Origin of the sequence: Paenibacillus sp. FSL P2-0322, from assembly GCF_037975315.1 — a bacterium.
Lineage (GTDB): Bacteria > Bacillota > Bacilli > Paenibacillales > Paenibacillaceae > Paenibacillus > Paenibacillus polymyxa_B.
In genome coordinates this window covers 5,717,151-5,740,753 of record NZ_CP150243.1, presented here as the reverse complement: position 1 = coordinate 5,740,753, position 23,603 = coordinate 5,717,151, and the positions used below count along the sequence as shown (strand labels likewise).

Sequence of the window (23,603 nt, the reverse complement as noted above, 5' to 3'; positions counted from 1 at the left end):
CTTTACAGACGAGCGAAGGAATACGAAGCGAGTATGTAAGGAAGCGCCTCCCAGTTCATGGCTGGAGGTGCTTCTTTTGGTTCTGTATATATAATTCTAGTTGCGTTTACCATATAGTGGTTTTCTATTCTTGCCTAACTTCCCTAATTTTCCAGGTGATTTTATAAAGCTGAACTTCCCTAATTTAAAATTGGCCTTTCTTTTTTTCGCCACTAGAGTACGTCTTGACTTAGAGGCACCTTGGGTACTATCTACAAGGTTTAGTGTGTAGTTTTCGAAATTACCAACATTAATCTCATCGAACCCCACACTTCTACAGCCTTGACCTTGGCAACCTGCTATCCAGCATCTTGTGAAAGCCTCTCTAGGAACATCTGTGTAGAAACCACCACCCCACCAATTACCAAAACTGTCATGTCCATAGACATAAAAAAATTGGTTTGCTGCTGATCCAGCTACAAGAAGTGCGCGCCTACCGGGTTCTATACGGTACCACCCTCTCTTAGCATAGGTGATAGGACTACAACCAGAATCATAGTATCCAACAGCAACCGAAATAGGGTTAGGTGTACTGTTACGAACATAAAAACCCATTCTATTCACTCCATTCTTTGAAAGATTAATATTAATTTATGCGAGTTTTTCGAAAATGAAATAGACATATGGATGCTTAAAAAGCACAAAAAAGAAAGCAATATCTCAATGTTTTTGTGGTAGGGAAGTAAAAGAGGCGGGAGTAATCGAGCGCACAGTTGGGGATGATGGGGAGCTCCAACCACAATATCCCAGGAACCTGGCAGATGTGGCAGCCAATAGAGATGATCCATGGATGTTGTTTAGAAATAAAGGCACATATGGAGTATAAAGGGGTATTCTTTTGAAACCGCTTCACCTTCGTCGAACAGAGTGATAATATAAAATTTGAACGAGTTTGACCGACATTCAGCTTTAAGGGGGATATCCATGCCATTTCAGGGACAACGCATTTTACCTGCAGCTAAGCATATGAAGCAGCTGGAGGGTATTTTGGACAGCTCTTATGAGTATGCGGTTTTTCTGGATACGCATGTAGCGCAGCTGCGCAACCTGTACCAGATGGCTAGGAGTCGCAACAAGCAAATGCTTCTGCATGCCGACCTGGTGCAAGGCTTGAAGAATGACGAGTATGCGGCTGAATATTTATGTCAGGAAATTAAGCCGTTTGGGATTATTTCGACCCGATCCGGGGTGATTGCAACCGCTAAAAAGAAGGGGATTCTTGCTGTGCAGCGGGTGTTTCTGCTTGATACGATTGCGCTGGAAAAAAGCTACGCGCTGGTGGAAAAAACACGACCTGATTATATTGAGGTGCTGCCCGGTGTTGTTCCACCGATGATTAGGGAAGTCAGCGAACGCACGGGCATTCCTATTTTGGCGGGCGGACTTATTCGCACCCCAGAGGATGTGGAAGCGGCGTTGGCTGCGGGAGCTACAGCAGTTACGACCTCCAATAAACAACTGTTCGAGCATTATAAGCAATAGCTTTTATTTGAATCAAGTGGATACAATACATAAATATGCAAGGAGGCTGGGAAACGATGGAGCAATACATTCTTGCCTTGGATCAGGGCACAACCAGTTCGCGGGCCATCTTGTTTGATCGGCAGGGAAAAGTGGTATACAAGGCACAACGGGAGTTCCCACAGTATTTTCCCCAGCCGGGGTGGGTAGAGCAAAACGCAAATGAAATATGGAGCTCTATTTTGGCCGTCATCGCCTCCTGCCTGTCGGAATCAGGTGTGAAAGCCAGCCAAATTGCCGGGATTGGTATTACGAATCAACGGGAAACCGTAGTGGTGTGGGATAAACATACGGGTCTGCCTGTATATCATGCGCTGGTGTGGCAGTCACGGCAAACAACCGGAATCTGCGAGGAATTGAAAAGCCGTGGATTTGATCATATTTTTCATAGCAAAACGGGACTACTCATTGATCCCTACTTTTCTGGGACCAAGGTCAAATGGATACTCGACAACGTCGAAGGAGCACGAGCTCAAGCGGAGCGCGGGGATTTGCTGTTTGGTACGATTGATACCTGGCTAATCTGGAGATTGTCCGGTGGTAAAGCACATGTAACGGACTACTCCAATGCGGCCCGCACACTCATGTACAACATATATGAGCTAAAATGGGATGAGGAGCTGCTGGATATTCTCGGCGTTCCTGCGTCTATGCTACCAGAGGTGAAATCATCTTCTGAGATATATGCTCATACGGTGGATTATCACTTTTTTGGGCAGGAAATCCCTATTGCCGGAGCGGCGGGCGATCAGCAAGCAGCTCTGTTCGGTCAGGGATGCTTTGACAAGGGCATGATTAAAAATACATACGGTACGGGATGCTTTATGCTGATGAATACCGGAGATGAACCCTGTGACTCGGAACATGGACTGATTACGACCATTGCATGGGGGCTGAATGGTCAGGTAAAGTATGCGCTGGAGGGCAGCATTTTTGTAGCTGGGTCTGCTATTCAGTGGTTGCGTGATGGGCTGCGCATGTTCCGCGAGGCCAAAGATAGTGAAGCGTATGCGGCGCGTGTGACCTCGACGGAAGGGGTATATTTTGTCCCGGCCTTTGTAGGTCTAGGCAGCCCGTATTGGGACAGTGACGTGCGCGGCGCGACATTTGGTTTGACGCGGGGAACGACCAAGGAGCACTTTATACGAGCGGTACTGGAATCGCTGGCCTACCAGACTAAAGATGTCCTAACTGCCATGGCGAGCGATTCGGGTGTACCTGTGCGTTCATTGCGTGTAGATGGAGGCGCAGTGATGAACGAGTTCCTGATGCAGTTCCAGAGCGATATTCTCGATCTGCCTGTAGAACGACCTGCTGTGAACGAGACAACTGCACTCGGTGCGGCGTATTTAGCGGGACTGGCAGTCGGGTTTTGGAGCAGTCTGGATGAAGTCCGGGGATATGCGCAGAGTGATCATACCTTTACTCCGTCCATGAGTGAGGACATGCGGACTGAGCTTTATGGTGGCTGGAAAAAGGCAGTTCATGCCGCAATGGCGTTCAAGTAGAGACGGTTTTGCGATAGAAGGGAGCCATCTGGCAACAGGCAGATTTCCCTTTTCATAGCGTACCGTGTGTGCTACGATATAGATAAGTTAATACTCGTCAGGAGACTTGGAGAGACCATGAACCGCTCGGCATCCGCCGCAGCGATGTTCGTGGTCTTTTTTTGTACCTTATGATGATTCGGTTGGCAGATTGCATCGTGAATATATACAAAGCTGGAGGGATAAATGATGGGAGAACAGGGATTTGCTGCGCAGGAGAGAACCGCTGTTTTGGAACGTATGGGACATGAGCATTTTGATATTTTAATCATTGGCGGCGGCATTACAGGGGCGGGTATTGCGCTGGATGCGGCGGATCGTGGTTTGAAGACAGCATTGGTGGAGATGCAGGATTTCGCAGCGGGTACGTCCAGTCGCTCGACCAAGCTAGTGCATGGTGGTCTTCGTTATTTGAAGCAGTTTGAAGTTAAGATGGTAGCCGAGGTCGGGAAGGAGCGGGCAATCGTATTCGAAAATGGTCCACATGTGACCATACCCGAGCGTATGCTACTTCCTTTTCACAAGGGCGGCACGTTTAACGCATTCACCACCTCTGTCGGGCTGCTGGTATATGATTTCCTTGCTGGTGTTAAGCGTAGTGAGCGCCGCCGCATGCTGGACATCCAAGCTACACTAGAGCGCGAGCCTTTGCTGAAGCGTGATGGACTGAAGGGAAGCGGCAGCTATGTAGAGTACCGCACAGATGACGCTCGCCTGACGATTGAGGTCATGAAGGAAGCTGTTACACGAGGGGCGCTGGCGGTGAACTATGCCAAGGCTGACAAGCTGCTGTATGACGAAGGACGAATAAGCGGTGCAAGCGTAACGGACCGGGTAACGGGAAAACCATACGAAATTCGAGCTTCGCTGGTTATTAATGCAGCCGGACCATGGGTAGACACGTTACGGGAAATGGATCGCTCCAAAGAGGGCAAGGTGCTTCGCCTGACGAAAGGTATTCACCTGGTGTTCGATGCTGAGCGCTTTCCGCTCAAACAGGCAGTGTACTTCGATACACCGGATGGACGCATGGTATTTGCCATCCCACGTGATGGAAAAACCTATGCAGGTACGACCGACACGGTGTATGAGGGGGATACGGCGCATCCCCGGATGACCGCCGAAGATCGGGCCTATGTGCTTCAAGCGATCAACGGAATGTTTCCGGATGTAAAGCTGACTGTTACGGATGTAGAATCCAGTTGGGCAGGGGTACGGCCGCTCATTTATGAAGACGGTAAAAGCCCTTCGGAAATTTCACGCAAGGACGAAATTTGGGAATCCCGTTCAGGTCTGATCACGATTGCAGGCGGCAAGCTGACGGGCTACCGGAAAATGTCCGAACTCGTCGTGGATCGTGCGGTACAGGAGCTGGGGCGCTTGCATGGGCAGAGCTTCCGGGCATGCCGCACCAGACATATCCCGATTTCGGGTGGCAGCGTAGGAGGCTCAGCGGGCTGGGACGCGTACGTAGGTAAGCAAACCGCAGCAGGTGTTGCGCTCGGCCTGTCGCCGGATATAGCTAGAGCATGGGCTACCCGCTATGGCTCCAACACAGAGCGATTGTTTGCCATAGCGGCACAGAGCATGAAGGAGGCTACCGAGAAGGAAGCGGCGCTGCCTGTGGAAGTGCGTGCCCCGCTCCTGTATGCGATGGAACAGGAAATGACAGTGACACCGTCTGACTTTTTTATACGCCGAACTGGGGCTCTGTTCTTCCAGATTGACGAGGTGAAGCGCTGGAAACAGCCCGCCATTGCATTGATGTCCGAACATGCAGGCTGGAGCGCCGCGCAAGAACGACAATATACGGCTGAGCTGGATGCTTACCTGTATGAAGCTGTAACGCCTGTAGAGGTAGAGGTGAAACCCGGTGACGTTAAAGCTATTTGAGGCCGCGAGGGATATATATCCTTGAGCCATCCATTGCTTTGAGACATGGACTGAAAGCAAAGAAGCAGCGATTCTTCATAACAAGAGAATCGCTGCTTCTTTGTATACAGATGGCTTACAGCATCAAGTGGAACAGGAACGGGGCAGCCGCCAAGGTAAAGAGAGCGGCGAGCACCATCGAGATGCTGGATATCGTCCCCGTCAGCGAACTGAACTCGAATGCTTTGGAAGTGCCTGTACCATGAGCACCGGTACCGAGCAGCACCCCACGTGAGACTTCATTTTCGATACGGAACAGTTTTACAATCATCGGACCGATAATAAGACCGCTCAATCCGGTCAGAATAACGAATACAGCCGTGACCGTCGGATTGCCGCCAATCGTTTGCGATACATTCATCGCAATGGGCGTCGTAATGGAGCGAGGAATCAGGCTGCTCAGCAGCGAAGAATTCAGGTGCATCCACTTAGCAAGCGCCATGGAGGACAACACGGCTACAACAGACCCAGACAGCACGCTAAGCACGATTTGGGTCGCGTGTTTTTTTAACACAGGGAAATATCGGTACAAAGGGACAGCAAATGCAATCGTAGCTGGCTGTAGCAGCATGGACAGCAAGTGAGCGCCCGAATTATAAGAACGGTAGTTCACACCCGTCAGCGTCAAAATCAAAATGATAACAATAGGTGTAATGAGCAATGGAGACAAATACACCTTGGGTAGTGTGCGGTACATGCGTTTGGCCATCCAGTAAATAGCGAGTGTCAATACAATACATAGAAGACCGGTCATGATGATTTATGCTCCTTTCGTTTACCAAGCAGACTAGCGACCATACCTGTGCAGGCCATCACCAGAAAGGTGCCGAGCAACACGACCAGCATAATGCTCATACCATCGTGTTCCAGCATCGGCCAATAATTCATAACGCCGACAGCGGAGGGGATAAAGAATAATAGCAGCTCGGCCAGCAACCAATTTGCACCAACTTCAATCCAGCTTAGCCGGACCAAGCCGGTTTGCAGCAGAATAAAAAGGATCAGCATACCAATGATACTACCGGGTACAGGCAGGTGGAGCCAAGAGACTACCGCGTTCAGGATGAGCGAAAAGGCCATCAGGACGGCGATCTGGAGGACACCGCGTATGAAGCTTTTCATATATAATGGCTCCTATCTTTGAGATCGGTTATTTTCAAACTGTAATGAAATTTTACATCACAAGCTTTCATGAGTAAAATGCATATAAAGAATGTAATCTATTCCGTTTGTCTATGGGAGAAGGTGTAGCTTTGGATATCCGACATTTACAATACTTTTTGGAAGTCGCGCGGTTGCGTAGCTTTACAAAGGCAGCCCAGAGCATGTTTATTACCCAGCCGACGATCAGTAAGACGATTAAAAGTCTGGAAGATGAATTGGGGGTCGCTTTGTTCGACCGAATTGGCAAAAGAATCGAACTGACGGACGCGGGAAAGGTAATTGAGCTTCAAGCACAAGCGATTGTAAAGTCCTTTCAAAGCCTGTCCTCGGAGCTGAGTGATTTGATGAACCTGAAAAAGGGACATATCCGTATTGGCCTGCCCCCTATGGTCGGATCAAGCTTTTTTCCGCGTGTCATTGGAGAATTCCATAAGGCATATCCTGATGTGACCATTCAATTATTTGAGGACGGGGCGAAGAAAGTGGAACAGGACGTAGAAGCCGGGGCATTGGATATCGGGGTGATTGTGCTGCCTGCGGTTGGAGATATGTTTGAGACATTTCTGTTTGTGGAGGAAAAGCTGAATTTGCTCGTTCATCCTACGCATGCACTGGCAGAGTGCAAGGAGGTACCATTATCTGCGTTGGCGGAGGAGGCGTTTGTACTGTTCCGTGAGGATTTTACGCTGCATGACCGTATCATTGCGGAATGTGTTCGTGCTGGCTTTCAGCCGCGTGTAGTCTACGAAAGCTCACAATGGGATCTGATTAGCGAAATGGTTGCTGCAAACCTGGGAGTAGCACTGTTGCCGGAGGCTATATGCCGAGATCTGGATTCCGAGCGCTTGCGTGTTCTTCCATTGGTGGACCCCGTCATCCCTTGGCATTTGGGGATGATCTGGCGGAACGATCGTTATCTGTCCTTTGCCGCCAGAGAATGGATATCGTTCACACAACAATTGTTGCGGACGGAATATGGCGGAAAATAGTCAGTCAACAAGAAGGTGAGTACGATGCAGAGGTGCACCGAAGGAGGACGAATACTGCTTACATCATAAAAAAGCTGCCCTGAGGGGCAGCGATGTAGCTTGCTTCTATGAGTGTGTTTGGTTTATTGCACGCTTGGTGTGAAGGTACTTGTCCATAATACGGTCAAGTCTGGAGGATTTGTCCAATACACGTTCATCTTTTAATCCGTGTAAGTCAGCCATGCGATTCAGTTCACGGCGTTCTTTTTCCATGAGTTTTTCCAATTGTTCGAGGTTCACAAAGCCCACCCCCCATGTCGATTGTAAGGCATGTCTCCACTAGCGGCAGAAGTTTTTTTGATAACGATGTTATTTCCATTTTACCACTTTTTATTAACAATAATCCAGCTTTCCTGACATTTAGCGACTAATATTTATGGTTTTGCCAGTTTCACCTGATTGCGTCCTGAACGCTTAGCTTCATATAATGCCTCATCTGACTTTTCCAGTAAGTGCCTCGATGCAATGACAGGTGAACTGCCTGCTCCAATGGATACGGTTAGAGAGATCGAGGTTCCGTCATTCAAAAGAAAACGTTCATTTTCCACAGCTTTCCGAATCTTTTCGGCAAAGCTTGCTGCTTTCTGACTATCGCAATTTCCAATCAGAATGGCAAATTCCTCTCCGCCTTTACGGGAGGGGTACGCCCTCGTTGTAGATTCCCGGATTAACAGCATTCCTAATTGGCTTAAGACGGTATCTCCGTTCAAATGACCATACGTATCATTAATATTTTTAAAGTGGTCAATATCCAGCATCACGAGTCCAAAGGGCTGTTTTGTAGTCTTGGAAGTATGAAAGACCTCTTCAAATAGCGCATCGAAAGCACGCGGACTGTAGAGTCCGGTTAAATGATCCCGATTTGCAGCTTCTTCCAACAGATGAACAGCCCGTTCTGTTTTTTTGATATGGGACATCATAAAATAAGTGAACAGGCCGCCAAGTAACTTAACGGTTGTGATTATTATCATAGATTCATTATCAGGAGGATTAACCACATAGAAAGTAGATAACAGCGACACTATAGCAGCTCCAAGCACGGCCGACATCCACTTGCGGAGTGTTAGGCTTTTTTCTCGAATAAAGATAAGTGAAATGCCCAGTGTCATGAAGCAATTGACGGTAGCAGTCAGAGAAACATCTGTCCAACCACCTGTGATGTAAATACGGTACAGGCTTATGATCAAGGTAGTCAGCAGACCGGATACCGATCCTCCCATATAAACAGAAATGATAATCGCCAATTGGCGCAGATCGACCACAAAGTGCCCACGGATCCATAAACCGGTCATCATTAACAGAATGCCAAACAGACCCAGCATTAAACCGTTCATTACCCGATAAATGAATACATGTTTTTTTAGGTAACGCTCATATTTCCGGAAAAATAAATTTCCAAAGAATAAGAAGCTTGTTAATAACGCAAAATTGTTAATTAATTCTTTTAACATATCCCTATCCTTTATGCTGAAATGAGAGTTGTAGTATCGTGGGGAATAAAGCAAAAGGCCTCGTTTCTATATTTCGGTAAAAAGTAGGCATGAGTGAATACCAATCGACCACAAACGATTCTTATGTCCCTTACGTTTCGTTTATCTACGTGGTACAGTGAAAGGACTATGACCGGAACGGGTGATCGTATGAAGGAACCAATTCACATATCGGTGCGTCCTCTTGTGGAGTATGTGCATCGGAGCGGCAGCATTCATAGCGGCTTTCGCTCGAATAGCAGTATGCTCGAAGGAACTCGCGTGCATCAGGTTATCCAGAAAGGTTACAAGGAGCATGACCGCAAAGAGGTACATTTACGTACAGAAATTTCGTATAAGGACGAATTGTTTATCATTGAAGGTCGCTGTGACGGACTGATTGAGCTGGATGGCGTATGGACGGTTGATGAAATTAAATCGATCTCTTTGCCCCTCGAAGATATTCAGGGTGACGGTCAACCCGTACACTGGGCACAAGCATTTCTGTATGCCTATATGATTGCTCGTGAGGAACAACAGCATTCCATGCAGGTCCAGCTTACTTATGTACAGGCACACAGTGAAGACATTCGCCGATTTAGGCGCGAGCTATCCTTTGCTGAGCTAGAAGCTTTCGCACAAGAGATGATTGCTGGTTATGCACCGTATGCATTCCTGCTGAGAGCACATGCGGAAAAGCGGGATGCCAGCATTGCTATGTTGAACTTTCCCTTTGATACGTATCGTTCGGGTCAGCGAACTCTCGCGGGTTCGGTGTACAAGACGATTGCCGAAGGGGTTAACCTGTTTGCCAAAGCACCTACAGGTATTGGTAAAACGGTATCCACCTTGTTTCCTGCGATCAAGGCTATCGGTGAGGGCCAGGTTAGGCGAGTATATTATGTGACGGCTCGTACCACGACTCGGGCAGCAGCCGAAGAAGCTTACGCTAGAATGCAGGCCCAAGGGCTGCACATGCATGTGGTGACTTTGACTGCGAAGGATAAAATTTGCTTTAAGGATGAAAATGATTGTGATGCTGGATCATGCAGCATGTGCGAGGGCTATTACGACCGGATCAACGGTGCGGTATCCGATATTTTGGCGAATGAGACGTTAATGACCCGGGCGGTGATTGAGCATTATGCGCGCAAGCATAAGGTATGTCCCTTTGAATTTTCGCTGGATGTGGCGTATGCCTCGGATGGTATAATCAGTGATTATAATTATGTTTTCGATCCACGGATTTCTTTGAAAAGATTGCTGGAGGAGCACAAGCGAAAAGGTGTCGTACTGGTGGATGAGGCTCATAATCTGGTAGAACGCGGCCGGGACATGTTTTCGGCGGAAATTTTGAAATCTTCTTTTTTGGAACTGAAACGAGAATTTAAGTTGCTAAGCCCAGAGATTGCTGCGGCTGCGAGTGCAGTGAACGCACATATGATTACGCTGCGCAAGCAATATGCAGATACAGGAAAAGCAGTGGAGACAGTAGCACCGCAAGAGGTGCTGGAGCTGTTGGCGCCTTTTGTGGAAGCAGCTGAACGTGAACTGGTGACGGGGGGCAGTACAAGCCACGCAAGCGGTGAGGGTACGGCTTATGCATTGCTTCTAGATACGTATTTTACCGCTCAGAATATGCTGCGCATTGCTGCTTTATACGATGAACGATACGTTACTTATGTGGAAGCGGGGCGCAGTGAAGTGAGGGTCAAGCTGTTCTGCCTCGATCCTTCTCACTTGCTGGGACAAGCTATTAAGGGCTACCGCTCAGCCATTTATTTTTCCGCAACGTTGACACCGCTTGCTTATTACCGGGACATGCTCGGAGCAAACGAGGAAGATTATACGTTACAGGTTCCTTCCCCCTTCCATCAGGAGCAATGGGATGTACGTCTGCTGCCGCTCTCCATCCGTTATCGGGATCGTGAGCGTTCCAAAGGGGCGATTGCGGATATGCTGGCTGCATTGGTTGTGGAACGGAAAGGAAATATCCTTGTGTTTTTCCCGTCCTATCCATATCTGCGTGAGGTATATGAGGAGTTCATGCTTCGGGACGTGTCCGCAAATACGTTGGTACAAAGTCCGGGGATGACCGAACCAGAGCGGGATCGATTTCTAGAGGCTTTCCAGCCTGGGCAAGAGCACACCTTGCTTGGCTTTGCCGTACTGGGTGGTGTGTTTGCTGAAGGTGTCGATTTACCTGGGGATCGCTTAAATGGGGTAGTGGTTGTCGGCGTCGGCTTGCCGCAAATTGGAGCAGAGCGGGATGTGCTGCGGGATTATTTTTCCGAACAGGGACGGAATGGTTTCAACTATGCGTATGTATATCCAGGGATGAACAAGGTTCTTCAGGCAGGTGGCAGACTTATTCGCACAGAGCACGACGAAGGATTGTTGGTCCTGGTAGATGATCGTTTTGCCAAGGAACCGTATGCTTCTTTGCTGCCAGACGAATGGAAAAGCTACCGTCTGACGGAACAAGCGGGATTAAGGAAGGAATGGATAGACTATGAACTTTAATTTTCATAATGACTCCATACGCGGGGTGCTGCGTAGCTTTGGACATGAAGATGCCGAAGTGGATAATATAGAGACTTTTGTGACATTTGCGCGCTTGGCTAACGGTATTTTCAGAGAAATGGATACCGATTTTAGCAAGTTGGGGGCTTCTCAGGGCCGGATTATTGTTCTTAGCCTGTTGCATTGCCATTCGCCGCATCGCATGACACCATCAGAGTTGGCGGAAAAAGCTGATGTGACGCGTGGAACCATGACGGGGCTGATCGACGGATTAGAGCGAGATGGCATGATTGAACGTGTGGCTCATGAGAGTGACGGGCGGATGGTGACTGTCGGATTAAAGGAGGCAGGACGAGAGCTGTTAAGTAAGATAGTCCCTTATTATACGAAGTTGATTCGGTCGTGTATGTCTGAGTTTACGCCGCAGGATCATAAGATGATGAAGGGTTTACTGGGAAAAATGAAAGGCGGTTTTGAGCGGTCCTTGCCGAAATGCTGAGTTCCTAATATAAGGAATAAGGAATAGGAGAGAGAACATGTTCTTTTATACAGATGAGGTCTATGAAGCCCGTGATTTTGGATCAATGGATGCCAGAGAAGGCGAGTGGAGAAATTGCGAGTTTACCCGATGTCGCTTTCGGGGTGTGGAGATGAATGAGTCCCTCGTGGAAGGCTGTACTTTTGTGGACTGTGATTTTACCGGAGCCATTCTGAATGCATCTCACTACAAGGAGTCGGCTTTTACCAATTGTTTGTTCACCAGCGCCAATTTGTTTGTAGTCCGGTTTGATAACTGCAAGCTGGTAGGTTCAGATTTTGCGGGGGCGAATATGGATGGTATCACAATTACGGGCGGAGACTGGTCTTATACGAATTTGCGTCATGCAGATTTAAGAAAACAAGATTTGCGAAAAATACGATTCAAGGAAGCCGACTTATCCGAATGCAATTTGGAAAAAGCAGATTTGCGGGAGGCGGATCTTACCCGGGTAAGACTGCACAAAGCCCATCTTCAAGGAACAGACCTGCGCGGTGCGAAGATGGATGGCGTGAATTTTAAAGATCTGGACATCACCGGAGCCAAGTTGGATATCGAGCAGGCAGTAGCGGTGGCCCGCTCCTATGGAGCCAAGGTGGAAGGCTAAAAAGCACGGGATACAGGACCCGTCTCGATCTGCGGTACCCCGTGCGGGTGAAATGGATGGTTGACTCGAATGTGAAGAACTTAATCTTTAGGGGGTGCCGGCAGTAGTGGAATCGCTGCTCCCGGGTCCCGGTTTGGCAAATGATCAACTCCCACAGGCTCTAGCGGCTGCTGTGGAACCGTCCAGTTGCGCGCGATATCTGCCGCAGTTCGCTGCTCCAGCAAGCGCTTGGCCACTTCATAACATTGATCGACATGCCGATTACCAATGGTTCGCATAGCAGTAAAGCCAATTGCCGCGGCTAGCCCTTGCCCCAGAAGGGGGACAAACTTGCTAACCTGCTTGGTAGCGATCCGAATGCCCATTTTTTGCAAAATCTGCACGATAACTTCACGGGTGATGAGTCGCCCGATCAGCTTGCTGCCAATTGAGGTGATAAAACCATACACCATGGATTTTGTTTCTGCGTCCAGACCTTCCAGCTGCTTCTCAGATAATCCGAATTTTCCATTAATGGCTGGCAGTAACTGCATCAAAATGCCAACATCAGCAAGAACGTCAGCTCCTGGAACTGGAACCAATACCGCTCCCCCCGAAGCCGCAGCCCTTTTCGTCACCATGGATTTACATTCTTTACGGATCTGCTCCAACTCTTCTATTGTTCGGGCTGTCATATGCATCTCTCCTTCATACGCTTCCGATTAGGACCCACGATTCTACCCTGTTATTACACACATTTCTACCTTTCTTAAGCATGGAGTAAGCAAAAAATCGCTGATTCACGCACTATCCCACATTTACTCCTGTGAAGCGATCAGGCATAATGAAGGATGGTTGCCGTTAAGAACAAGCCTGTTTTACGGGGATAAAGGAAGGAAGAGACAGATGAGTCAGACAAACGTTTATTTTAATCATGATGGTGGAGTGGATGATCTAGTATCCCTTTTTATGCTGCTTCAGATGGAGCAGGTTCATTTGACCGGAGTATCGGTGATTCCAGCAGATGGTTACCTGGAGCCTGCGACGGATGCCAGTCGTAAAATTATTGATCGTTTTGGACAAAATAAAGGGCCTGTGGAAGTCGCAAAGTCTAATTCACGCGGTAAAAATCCGTTTCCTGCCGCTTGGCGTTTACATTCCTTCTATGTGGATGCATTACCCGTACTGAATGAATCAGGGCGTATGGAAGCACCGCTTTCATCCCTGCCAGCTCATCAGCATCTGATCGAAAAGGTACGCGGAGCTGAAGGTAAGACGCTGTTGCTATTCACTGGACCGCTAACCGATCTGGCGCGAGCGCTGGATGAAGCACCGGATATTGAAGCAAAGATTGAAAAGCTGGTATGGATGGGTGGCACCTTTGAAAAAGGGAATGTAGAAGAGCCGGAGCATGACGGCACAGCAGAGTGGAATGTGTTCTGGGACCCAGAAGCGGCATATCGGGTGTGGCAAAGCGGCATTACGATTGATCTGGTAGCGCTGGAAAGCACAAGCAAAGTGCCATTAACTCCAGCAGTACGCAATCGTTGGGCTGCGGAGCGCCGATATGAAGGCGTGGATTTCTTGGGCAATTGCTATGCAGGATGTCCTCCGCTTGTTTATAGCGAAACGAACTCAACCTATTACTTGTGGGATGTACTGACCACTGCATCCGTAGGACGCCCGGACATTGTCAAGAAAAAGACGGTGCATTGCAGCGTTATCGCAGAAGGACCAAGTCAGGGCAGAACGGTGGAACAGGCAGATGGACGTCCTGTGAACCTGGTATATGATACAGATCCAGAGGCCTTTTTTACGTATATGGCGGATTTGGCTAAGCTGGCTGCTCCCAAATGTTACTAAGTCTGGCTATGCACAAACGTGCGGCATAGGGTGATAATACTGCCTAGTGACATGTACCCATAACATAAAGCCCGTGACGTTATGCGTCACGGGCTTCTATTATAGGATATGCCATATCATCACAAGCTAATCTCTGTTTTAGGCAGACTCCTGGTATATTTTCAGGGTGAACTGGAGCGTTATCTCCGTCCCGCTACCAGGTTCACTGCTCCCTGTCATCTTACCGTTCATTCGTTTTAATAGATGTTTGGTAATCTGCCAACCCAAGCCTGGATTTCCATATGAGAGAGAGTACCCACGGTCATGTTCAAGCAACAAATTCAATTTATTCGGAGATATACCGATTCCGGAATCCTTCACCTTTAATTCCAGTTCAATCTCAGGTGCATCGGTCACGGATTGGGTGGTTGCAGATAAAGTGACAGCTCCTGTGCTTGTAAACTTCACTGCATTATCTACCAAATTAATCAGCATACGGCGAATTTTAGCTTCATCCCCGATAAAAATAGGCGAGCTGGTGAGATTCCAGTCGAGCTTCAACTCGAGATTCCGCTGCGCGGCTACCTCTGTATACAGGCTCAATACATTTTCCATCATCGTTCTCAGATCAAACGGATCTTCAAAATCATCAATCTGCCTGGATTCCATAGTGCTGTAATCCAAAATATTACTCAATAACGTCATGAGCGAGCGACTGCTCGACTCCATGATGCTCATATATTGCTGTTGTTCCTCTGTTAACTCCGTCGTCAGCATGAGATCGGTGGCTCCCCATATTTCGGTTAGCGAAAACCGAATTTTATTACTCAGGGAAGATATCAAATCCAGCTTGCTCATAGAAGAGATTTCAGCATCTATCTTGTCTTTCTCCAGTTCTACCACATAACCCAGAAACACAGCCATAGCCTGAAGGGCCTTCAGTTCGGATTCTGTCAAATGTACAGATGGAGCGTCCAAGATACAAATGGTTCCGTAAGCCTGACCATTTTTCATGCGAATAGGGATTCCTGTAAATGAGTGGTTTCCAATGGTTTTAGTCACATCTAAATCACATGTGTGCGGGTGAATAGTTGTTTCTGAAATCGTGAGGTGATCGGCAGGATGGTCCAACACCAGACTACAATAGCTAAGCTCAAAAGGGAGCACATCCCCTTCCTTAACGAGCACCTCTTCCCGGTTAAATGAATCTACAATCACATTCGTAATGCCGTCATTAGCGGCAATAAAAATGGTGTTTACATATAAAATACCACTTAGCACATCAATGACATGCGCGGTAGCCTCTTGAATACTATTATAAAAACCTGTAGGTGAAGTAATCATGTATCTCCAATCCTGATGCAAAGTGGTGGTTATCCAAAACTCTAGCAGTTTGTGTATCCCATTCCCGATCCTCTGAATGTGTTTTTGGAGCGTATCATTAATTATACATGATTATTTCATTATAAACCGATCTTTCTACTTCCATTTACCTATTCACTTGCGCAAACCTTCATTTCTTAGGTCTAATGCTAGCCTTTCTTGGAGAGTTTTTGTTTATATCATTACATATTCACGAAAAAATGTGATTATTTTCATTCTATTTTCATAAATTCATATGTAATCTCATGATATGAAAATTGTGTAATAAAATAGGAGGATAGGACCAGTAATATCATGTAAATATTCTATATAATAGGTTCAGAGGTGGAATTATGAATAGACTGGAAGCCCTAGAACACTTCCATAAGACCTATGCGGAAGATGTATTGAACCAGAAATTACATCAAGCAGCGTATTTGTATGAACAAAGAAAAGATGAGCTCATTTTTTCTTTTATTCAATCCTTTCAATCGATCTGTCTGCAAGCCCATTCCGGAGAAGTGGCCAAGACAAGGATCGGATACATTACTTATTCTATGAGGCGCACGTATCTGATGGATCGCAACTATAACTATGTCGTCGAAGCCTATGATAAAAATTGGTTCTTTGATCCTCAACCTTGTTATGGAATCTATGATGCAGGCTGGGTATTCCGCTTTTTAGCAGAAGTGGAGGATGAATTGAATCAGCTTCGAAAACCCTATATGAATAAGATTTTTCAGCCTGATGTCGAGCGATTTGTACTCCAGGCTACAGGGGAATTTCATCAATATATTCTGAAATTAGCGAAAGATGCTATTCAGCAAGCTGTACATTTACCTGAATTCAAGGCGTTGAAATGCGAGGACGATTTGGAAGTAAGAATAGGGGAGTATAAAGGAATCAGTGAGGTGGTGTATTCAACAGCTTATGGAGTACTACATGATTCAACAGGATAATCGTATTACGGAGTATATGTATCCAGTAGAGACGAATCGCAGGCAGTTATTGGAATGGGCAGAAAGCTCATCATGTACTGATGAAGAATCCATTTTACAATTTTATGTATCAGGTGATTCGGACTATATTGATTTTATAGAGCATCCGGTATCCATCGTTTCTGAACAACTAAAGGAAATATTTGATATATATCAGGCCGGATTAAGCTGGAAGTTGGTTGTTTTTGCCGATATGCAGCGAATGCAGCAAACAAGGTATTGGCTGGTAAATCCGCCTAGCCTGATGTGTTTATCACCATGTAGTGAATATCATAGGGACGGTACACTGAAGAAAATCATTCTAGATGAATATGCAGTGGAGAATCATAAAATATTCAGGGTTCAGGATGCCAATCATCATATCATTGTAGACCTCGATGTGGCTGAATGTATTTTGAAGTTCAATCTGGCAGGCTTGAAATTACAAAAGGTTGATACAGAGGGGCCAATTATACAAAGGAGAGTCCAAGAATGAGTGAGAGCTATGTAGTGGATGGGGCACAGATACATTGCAGCTATGGAAGTCATACGGGAAGATTTAGTGTTTCAGCTAACAGAGGGATTAGTATTGGCGACAAACTGCAAGGGAATATTCAGGATTTTCACCCGCAGACGCATATCCCTTCTTTCGGAATGTGCCGTAGTATGCATAATCCTACAGTTTCTTCTGCTAACAAAGGAAATTCCGGAAAAATCATTCCGCAGCCCTGCAAACCGAGCGTTTCTATGCCTTGGTTGAATGGAAAAAAGGATGTATACGTAGATCAATCTCCGGCTCTTATGAGCTGCTCCACGAACTTATGCATGTGGTGTGGAAAAATCTCGTTCACCACAGACGGGCAGGAATAGTTAACAGATTGTAGGATTTGCATCACATGAAAAGCAAACGGGGGGAGTAAGATGGGACTGGCAGGAACTGTGCTGACTTATGGAAATATTAGAGTGAATGCACCGTATGAAATTATCAGGCTGCTTGATTTTGAATTGACACAGAAGATAAATGAGCACGGCAAGGTGTACATCACTGCTCTCATACCGGATGAGGATCATGCGAAGTATGACGGTTTAGCGCATGATGAAGATGTGCTAGAGGTATATGAGACGGATAAAGAGCGAGGGACAGTTAGCATTTTTAAAGGAATTGTCACCAATATTAGAATTGCATTCAAAAATGGCGTATATCACATGTACATCGAGGCTGCCTCTTTTACATATCTGATGGATCAACAACGGAAAAACCGTTCGTTTCAAAACAGCAACTTGACGTATTATCAATTGTTCCGCGAACTTATAGATGCCTATCCACATGGGGATTTTATTGACCTGGCGGACAGCGATCAAAAGCTGGGCGGCTTTACTATTCAGTATGAGGAGAGTGATTGGGAGTTTCTAAAAAGAATGGCCTCTCATCTGCAAACTGGACTCATTGCCGAGATTACATCCGTATTTCCGAGATTATGGTTAGGTACCTCAAAAGAACAGGTGAAAGGTGAATTGCGTAGCATTAACTTTTCCCTCCAAAAAACAAAGTCAGGTCCCCAGTATACATATGCTGAAGTGGAGGATACGAAGCGTTTTGAACTTGGAGATGTCGTCATGTTTCAACGAAAGCATTGGGTTATTGATCAGATTCATGCAGAGATGAAGCAAGGTATTATGACATATGACTATGTTCTCGTTCCTGAAGAGGGTATTCCGAGGGAGGTCATACATAATCAGTTTATTAAAGGTACCTCTATTGAAGGGAAAGTTATTGATTTAAATAGTGAAAACGAATCCGTTAAACTTCACTTGTCCGTGGATTCTATGCAGTCCAAAGTTGAGGGTTGCTGGTTTTCATACCCCACCATGTATACGGGTGATGGGATCGGTTGGCATTGCATGCCTGAGTTGGGGGATCATGTCCATTTGTATTTTCCATCCAACAATGACAAGGAAGCTCGTGTAGTTCAATCTCTACGTAAGAGAGACTACAAAGGAGATGAAATCAGCCAGCCGTCAAGAAAGCTATTTCATACCAAAACTCAAAAAGTGGCGAGATTCGACGACAAAGAAGTGGCACTTTCCACCCAAAAAGAAAAGATACTTGTGCGCTTGAATCCAGCTTCCGGTATTCACGTGTATAGTCATCACGATCTTACCTTTCACGCCGATACAGACTTGGTGCTGCACGGCAAAAAGGTACAAATGACCGCTACTCGCGAAATATCTCTGACGTGCAAAAGCAGTTATATCCGAACTGATGGAACGCTTCATATCAAGGCTAGTAAGCTCATGAAAAATCAGGTACCTGATGCCGAACTGAAAGCCTATAAATCCCTGATTCAAGAATTGAAGGGAAAAGGGTATCCGCAATGGGTGCAGAATTTGCTGCTCCAATATAAAACGGACTACTACAAGGGCGTGGCAGCCGGGGACAAAAAGGGGGCCAAGGAAGCAGCAGCCAAGGCCAAACAATTGCGTCAGCAGGTGGCAGAAATAGATCGTATGCCTGCCTGGGCCAGAGCGCAAATGCACCAATACACGTCCCAGTGGTGGGAAGCGCACAGCGCAAACGACAAGGCCAGGCAAAAGCAGATGCATCTTCTCGCCAACCAACTGCGTGACAATGTGCTAATCAACGAGCTGATTCGTGGTCATTCAGCTAAATCCTATCTGGATGCGAATCGGCTGGAGGAGCTGTCCGGGCAATATTCAGATGCAGCCCATAAGCTGACCGTTGCTGATCAAAAGACTCTAGCCAAGGAAGCAGCTGCTCTGCGGAGTAAGTATGGCGTGAACAGCCAACTTGCCAGGGAGAATTTGAACAAGCTTGCCAAGAAGTATCCAGACAGCTTCTCGTACAAGCTTCCAGCTACAGGCGATTGGGATAAGGAGCTTAACGCCGCTTTGCATGACTTTGCGAAAAAATACGGTCTGGAGAATAAGGGCTATGGTCGTGATGTGCTCGCGGTGTACCTGCATCAAGTAGCCAATGGCATTCTTCCATGGCCCAAGGTTAGCAAGGCTGCAACGCCGACTGTTCCAACAACGACGACAACAACGAAAACGGAACCGGGCAAGACGCCGCCGACTACTCCTGAAAAGCAGCCGAAGGAGGAGCCAAAGCCATTAGATCCTAAGGATTATAAAGATGGATTGGTAGCGGTGAAAAAGATTGAAAGCTATATAAGTAGTAAGGGTATAAAAGGCACTCAGGCCCAAGCACTGTACAGAGTAAACGATTATACAAATAATAGTATCATTCAAAAGAAGCTGTCTGCCAATCGTAAGGCACCGCTTGTATTTTTCTTTGAAGGAGATGGTTCTTATAGTCACCAACAACCTTGTCATCCAGAAGGTCGCTATGGAGCAATGGCTATTGTGGTAATAGACGGCGAGATTAAGTACACAAGTAAAAACGCTAGTACGCTTCCTGATTATGAAAATGTAGATGCCACAGTAAATGAGGGGGTATATGAATTTGTAGGTGGATGGCACAAAATTAATAACATAAAAAAAAGATATCCAGCGTTACGTGTTAGAAATGGGGGAGTGGTGCCTTCAACGAAAGGTAAAAACAAGAAGCCTCATAATGCAACTGGTATCAACATTCACAAGTGTGTCGACGGAGTTCGGTTACCTAGTAAAAATTCAACTGGTTGTATTACGATCCATAAAGACGAGTTTACACGATTTCTTATCGTGCTAGGAGTGGTGAAAAAATCTTTGACGGAAAAACCCAATACGTCAATTCATGGGCTGGCCATAATTGATCGAAAAGACAGAGAGAAGTAGTAGAAGCAATGAAATGAATAGAAGTATGAGGAGGTAGAATTTTGGGTGAGAAAAACAACAATAATATGTTGTTTGGCGTTTTCAATTTTATATGGTTGTGTTCAACATAATGATAGTGCAGCACAGAGCGAATATAACAAAAGTAATACAGATCAGGTAGTAAAACCAATACAGAATAATAAACAAACAAATTGGATGTGGTTTCAAGGAGAAAAAGATAGTGAGTCTTTAGACTATTTGGCGAATATGGATGACTCCACAGGAAATACCTATATTGTTTTAGATGACATTGTAGATGAGTTATATGTAAACAATAAGGAGAGTTTTCCTAGAGGTGAGCTGGAAATACATCGAATCTCTGATGATGGCAAAGCCATAGTTTTATACAGAGAAACAAACTATTTGGATTATAGTACCTTCCTAATCTATGATTTATCCACGTCTAAGGAAATATATCAGTTCAATATACCAAATAGTTACTATGCTGTGGTATCCCCTGATTTAAGTAGATGTATTTATACAAAGAATGGGGACTTTTATCAATATAGTATTCGGGAACGACTTACTAAAAAGCTCAATGTTTTAAGCTATAAAGGCACAGATAATTCTGCTCTTTTTGATCACTTTTCTCCAGATAGCAAGAAGCTCTGTATACAGGATGGTTATAATAACTTAATCATTTTTGATCTACTGAATAATAAAGAAATTAAACGAATCAGCATGGGGCAAGAGAATATACAGGTTAAAGAATGGCTTAAGAACGACCGACTGGTCTATACCAACAGCAATACTAATCAGACATTTATGTTGGATTTAAAGAATGAGCAGAGGATGTTGTTGGCAAAGGCCTCGGAAGCTCCTGTTTTAACCTTGGATAGCCGCATGACCGCTTATTTGAACTCGTCGGGAGAAGTGGAACAACGCGATGTGCAAACAGGCGTGCGTATAAAATACTCTGATATCATGCATCGGATAGGATTTCCCACCGTTCCTACACAATGGATACAAACTACAACGGATTTGATGAAATATCGGAAAAGCATTCCGGCACAGAGAATTGTTGCTTCATCTACACTTCCAGATCAGGCGGGGAACTCCTATGCTGCCCGTAACATCATGGATGGAGATGCGAGCACAGCCTGGTGTGAAGGAGTTAAGGGGGACGGGATCGGGGAGTGGATCAAAATTGATTTTGGCACTATGCAAGAACTGAAGGGGTTTGAGCTTATTAATGGTTTAGCTAAGTCATCCAAAGCTTTCCAAGCAAATAATAGAGTTAAACGAATGAAACTGGAGTTTTCAAACGGGCAGACCATGATGATAGATAATGATTTTATAAGAAACCATTTTCTTGATAACCCCATTCATACCTCATTCGTGAAAATAACGATAGAGGCCGTAGAGCGAGGAAGCAAATATCACGATGCCTGCATGTCGGAGATACGATTCTTTTAGCATTCTTAACAAAGGAGAAGGCATATGAAGTGGAAAGAACCAGCGTTTGGTGCAACACCTATGTTGAAAGCTTTAACAACTGCTAATGCACATAGGAAAGCAAAGGTTTTGGACTTGGTAGCAGAAGGCTTTGTTGAGAGTGTAACGGAGAGGAGAGCTCATGCGTCTTATAAAAGCAACTGTCATTATTGTTTTTTTAATGTCGATATCTGCATGTAGAGCAAGCACAGGTGGGGACAATGTTATATCTTCGCAGTCTTCCGATATACCATCACGTAATGAAGTTAAGGCAGATCAGGATGATGTAAAGGCAACTCAAAAAAAAGCAAGTTGGCTTTTGAATGGTCAAGAAGGCGTAGAAGATCGAGTTCAATTCTTAACCAATTTAGATGATCCTACTGGAGAAGCTAATATTCGTATCGACGACCTAATTGACACCATGGAAACTAAGGAGGAACGTATAAAATATCGTGGCTCACAAGTATATGTCGGGAAAATAACAAGTGACGGTAGTCGTATGGCGATTATAAGAGATGTTTATGGGGAGCAATCAGAGGATCCACTCATTATTGAAGTGTATAATTTGGATGCGGGAGAAAAAGAACGAGAGTTTAAATTGCTGCCATCTGCTCAATATCCTGTAATCTCTTCCGATTTAAGTAAATATTTATATGTATTGAACGGGCATTTGTATTTATATGATGCAATAAGTAAGCGAACTACAGAAGTGAAGACTGAAAAAGGCAAAGCAGACGTTAGTAATATTTCCGATGGGCGGGGAGTGTTTTCACCAGATAACACCAAGTTTTATTTTGTAGATGATCAGACAGGAATCGTAATGCTTGATCTGTCTGGCAATAGTGATACAAAGCGCCTGTTTGTAGGAACTGATGTCTCGGGTATTATGCAATGGGGTCAGGGGAACCAACTTATTTTTACTACTTATAAAAAAGATGATTCTTTTATAACCGATATTTATTCATTAGATATACCCACTGGAAAAGTACAGTTTATAACTAAAAATGAAGGTGACTTTATTCTATCTCCAGATCAAAAAAAACTAGTATTGGCAGACGATGAGGTTGTAAAAATGTTCATGATCGATATAGCCAGTGGGAAAAAAGAAGATGTCTCGTCCATTGTAAACGGAGAAGGTACTTGGGTAGTACCAATACAGTGGATCAATACAAAAACCAAATATATGAAGTATAGCAATAAAGTCGAAGTGAAAAAAATTACGTCCTCTTCTACACTGCCTAATCAGGGGAATCGTTCTTTTAGTGTGAGCAATTTAACGGACGATAATAATTTAACCCCTTGGTGTGAAGGATCTAAGACAGGCGGAGTAGGAGAAACGGTAACTGTAGATTTGGGTTCAACTCAAGAGGTCAGAGGTATAGAGATGGTCGATGGCATTATGTGGGTTAACAATAAGTATTTAGACATGAATACAATCCAAAGAATGAAACTTGATTTCTCGGATGGACAATCATTAGTGCTTGAGAACAATGACACACGTTTCAAGTTCGATGAACCTATACGAACATCTTTCGTTAAGATTACCATCCTGGAAGTGAAAAAAGGCGTGGACTTCCCAAATACTTGTATAGGTGAGCTGAAGTTATTGTGATTAGTTATAGGAAACAAAAAAATTGCGGTGCTAATAATTAAAATTGTGTTATTAGTCATATTTTTTTTATTTTCATCCAGTTATCTACAATTAAATAATAGAGTTAAACGAATGAAACTGGAGTTCTCGAATGGGCAGACCATGATGGTGCCGTTCATACCTCATTTGTGAAAATAACGCTTGAGGCCGTAG

At 45.4% G+C, this 23,603-nt stretch carries 22 protein-coding genes; 15 read left to right on the top strand and 7 right to left on the bottom strand.

Annotated features, from left to right (window positions below; all coding sequences use genetic code 11):
• Positions 1-96: 96 nt before the first annotated feature.
• Positions 97-594: a DUF1036 domain-containing protein gene (locus MKY24_RS25430; RefSeq protein ID WP_025721808.1), complete on the bottom strand. Its 498-nt coding sequence runs from the start codon at positions 592-594 to the stop codon at positions 97-99.
• 369 nt (positions 595-963) lie between these two features.
• Between MKY24_RS25430 and MKY24_RS25425 the strand changes: the two genes are divergently transcribed.
• From MKY24_RS25425 to MKY24_RS25415, 3 genes are all read left to right on the top strand, one after another.
• Positions 964-1,521, top strand: coding sequence for a glycerol-3-phosphate responsive antiterminator (locus MKY24_RS25425; RefSeq protein WP_272639411.1), 558 nt, complete (start codon positions 964-966; stop codon positions 1,519-1,521).
• A gap of 56 nt (positions 1,522-1,577) precedes the next feature.
• Complete coding sequence (gene glpK, locus MKY24_RS25420) at positions 1,578-3,068, top strand: glycerol kinase GlpK (RefSeq protein WP_339201108.1); 1,491 nt, start codon at positions 1,578-1,580, stop codon at positions 3,066-3,068.
• A 228-nt stretch (positions 3,069-3,296) separates the two neighbouring features.
• Entirely contained in the window at positions 3,297-5,000 is a 1,704-nt protein-coding gene (locus tag MKY24_RS25415) for an FAD-dependent oxidoreductase (RefSeq protein WP_279833472.1), read from the top strand.
• Positions 5,001-5,115: 115 nt separating this feature from the next.
• Here the strand turns inward: MKY24_RS25415 and MKY24_RS25410 are convergent, their stop codons facing one another.
• Together MKY24_RS25410 and MKY24_RS25405 are read right to left on the bottom strand one after the other, a co-directional pair.
• On the bottom strand, positions 5,116-5,793 hold the full coding sequence (locus tag MKY24_RS25410; protein ID WP_013312486.1) for a CidB/LrgB family autolysis modulator: 678 nt from the start codon (positions 5,791-5,793) through the stop codon (positions 5,116-5,118).
• Positions 5,790-6,161, bottom strand: a complete 372-nt coding sequence (locus MKY24_RS25405) for a CidA/LrgA family holin-like protein (RefSeq protein ID WP_013312485.1) — start codon at positions 6,159-6,161, stop codon at positions 5,790-5,792. The genes MKY24_RS25410 and MKY24_RS25405 overlap by 4 nt, the downstream gene beginning before the upstream one ends.
• A 131-nt stretch (positions 6,162-6,292) precedes the next feature.
• Between MKY24_RS25405 and MKY24_RS25400 the strand changes: the two genes are divergently transcribed.
• On the top strand, positions 6,293-7,192 hold the full coding sequence (locus MKY24_RS25400; protein WP_023990853.1) for a LysR family transcriptional regulator: 900 nt from the start codon (positions 6,293-6,295) through the stop codon (positions 7,190-7,192).
• A 105-nt stretch (positions 7,193-7,297) separates the two neighbouring features.
• Here MKY24_RS25400 and MKY24_RS25395 read toward each other — a convergent pair whose 3' ends face one another.
• Positions 7,298-7,471 (bottom strand): aspartyl-phosphate phosphatase Spo0E family protein, encoded by a 174-nt coding sequence (locus tag MKY24_RS25395; RefSeq protein ID WP_013312483.1) that lies wholly within the window; start codon positions 7,469-7,471, stop codon positions 7,298-7,300.
• Between the two features lie 134 nt (positions 7,472-7,605).
• A complete protein-coding gene (locus MKY24_RS25390) occupies positions 7,606-8,682 on the bottom strand; it encodes a diguanylate cyclase (protein ID WP_076156555.1) in 1,077 nt (358 codons plus the stop codon).
• Between the two features lie 168 nt (positions 8,683-8,850).
• Between MKY24_RS25390 and MKY24_RS25385 the strand changes: the two genes are divergently transcribed.
• From MKY24_RS25385 to MKY24_RS25375, 3 genes are read left to right on the top strand one after another with little or no spacing between them, the layout of a single operon-like run.
• Complete coding sequence (locus tag MKY24_RS25385; RefSeq protein WP_339202408.1) at positions 8,851-11,223, top strand: ATP-dependent DNA helicase; 2,373 nt, start codon at positions 8,851-8,853, stop codon at positions 11,221-11,223.
• Entirely contained in the window at positions 11,213-11,722 is a 510-nt protein-coding gene (locus MKY24_RS25380; protein ID WP_013312480.1) for a MarR family transcriptional regulator, read from the top strand. The genes MKY24_RS25385 and MKY24_RS25380 overlap by 11 nt, the downstream gene beginning before the upstream one ends.
• A gap of 37 nt (positions 11,723-11,759) precedes the next feature.
• Positions 11,760-12,368, top strand: coding sequence for a pentapeptide repeat-containing protein (locus MKY24_RS25375; protein WP_028540785.1), 609 nt, complete (start codon positions 11,760-11,762; stop codon positions 12,366-12,368).
• Between the two features lie 80 nt (positions 12,369-12,448).
• On the opposite strand, the gene MKY24_RS25370 is transcribed toward MKY24_RS25375, so the two are convergent.
• Complete coding sequence (locus tag MKY24_RS25370; RefSeq protein WP_339201107.1) at positions 12,449-13,042, bottom strand: hypothetical protein; 594 nt, start codon at positions 13,040-13,042, stop codon at positions 12,449-12,451.
• A gap of 211 nt (positions 13,043-13,253) precedes the next feature.
• On the opposite strand from MKY24_RS25370, the gene MKY24_RS25365 reads away from it, so the two are divergent.
• A complete protein-coding gene (locus MKY24_RS25365; RefSeq protein ID WP_339201106.1) occupies positions 13,254-14,210 on the top strand; it encodes a nucleoside hydrolase in 957 nt (318 codons plus the stop codon).
• Positions 14,211-14,348: 138 nt separating this feature from the next.
• Here MKY24_RS25365 and MKY24_RS25360 read toward each other — a convergent pair whose 3' ends face one another.
• A complete protein-coding gene (locus MKY24_RS25360; protein ID WP_339201105.1) occupies positions 14,349-15,533 on the bottom strand; it encodes a HAMP domain-containing sensor histidine kinase in 1,185 nt (394 codons plus the stop codon).
• A 371-nt stretch (positions 15,534-15,904) separates the two neighbouring features.
• Here MKY24_RS25360 and MKY24_RS25355 point away from each other — a divergent pair, with 371 nt between their 5' ends.
• Genes MKY24_RS25355 through MKY24_RS25325 form a run of 7 tightly spaced genes read left to right on the top strand, consistent with a single transcriptional unit; the run spans position 15,905 to position 23,411 of the window.
• Positions 15,905-16,510: a hypothetical protein gene (locus MKY24_RS25355; RefSeq protein WP_023990847.1), complete on the top strand. Its 606-nt coding sequence runs from the start codon at positions 15,905-15,907 to the stop codon at positions 16,508-16,510.
• On the top strand, positions 16,494-17,024 hold the full coding sequence (locus MKY24_RS25350; RefSeq protein WP_068939029.1) for a hypothetical protein: 531 nt from the start codon (positions 16,494-16,496) through the stop codon (positions 17,022-17,024). Before MKY24_RS25355 ends, MKY24_RS25350 begins: the two co-directional genes overlap by 17 nt.
• The gene (locus MKY24_RS25345; RefSeq protein ID WP_068939027.1) at positions 17,021-17,398 is read left to right on the top strand and encodes a DUF4280 domain-containing protein; all 378 of its coding nucleotides are present in this window, start codon (positions 17,021-17,023) and stop codon (positions 17,396-17,398) included. The genes MKY24_RS25350 and MKY24_RS25345 overlap by 4 nt, the downstream gene beginning before the upstream one ends.
• A 51-nt stretch (positions 17,399-17,449) precedes the next feature.
• Positions 17,450-20,326: a phage baseplate assembly protein V gene (locus MKY24_RS25340; RefSeq protein ID WP_339201104.1), complete on the top strand. Its 2,877-nt coding sequence runs from the start codon at positions 17,450-17,452 to the stop codon at positions 20,324-20,326.
• 45 nt (positions 20,327-20,371) lie between these two features.
• Positions 20,372-21,781, top strand: a complete 1,410-nt coding sequence (locus MKY24_RS25335) for a discoidin domain-containing protein (RefSeq protein WP_339201103.1) — start codon at positions 20,372-20,374, stop codon at positions 21,779-21,781.
• 24 nt (positions 21,782-21,805) lie between these two features.
• Positions 21,806-22,000: a hypothetical protein gene (locus MKY24_RS25330; protein ID WP_339202425.1), complete on the top strand. Its 195-nt coding sequence runs from the start codon at positions 21,806-21,808 to the stop codon at positions 21,998-22,000.
• The gene (locus MKY24_RS25325; protein WP_339201102.1) at positions 21,942-23,411 is read left to right on the top strand and encodes a discoidin domain-containing protein; all 1,470 of its coding nucleotides are present in this window, start codon (positions 21,942-21,944) and stop codon (positions 23,409-23,411) included. Before MKY24_RS25330 ends, MKY24_RS25325 begins: the two co-directional genes overlap by 59 nt.
• Positions 23,412-23,603: the final 192 nt, after the last annotated feature.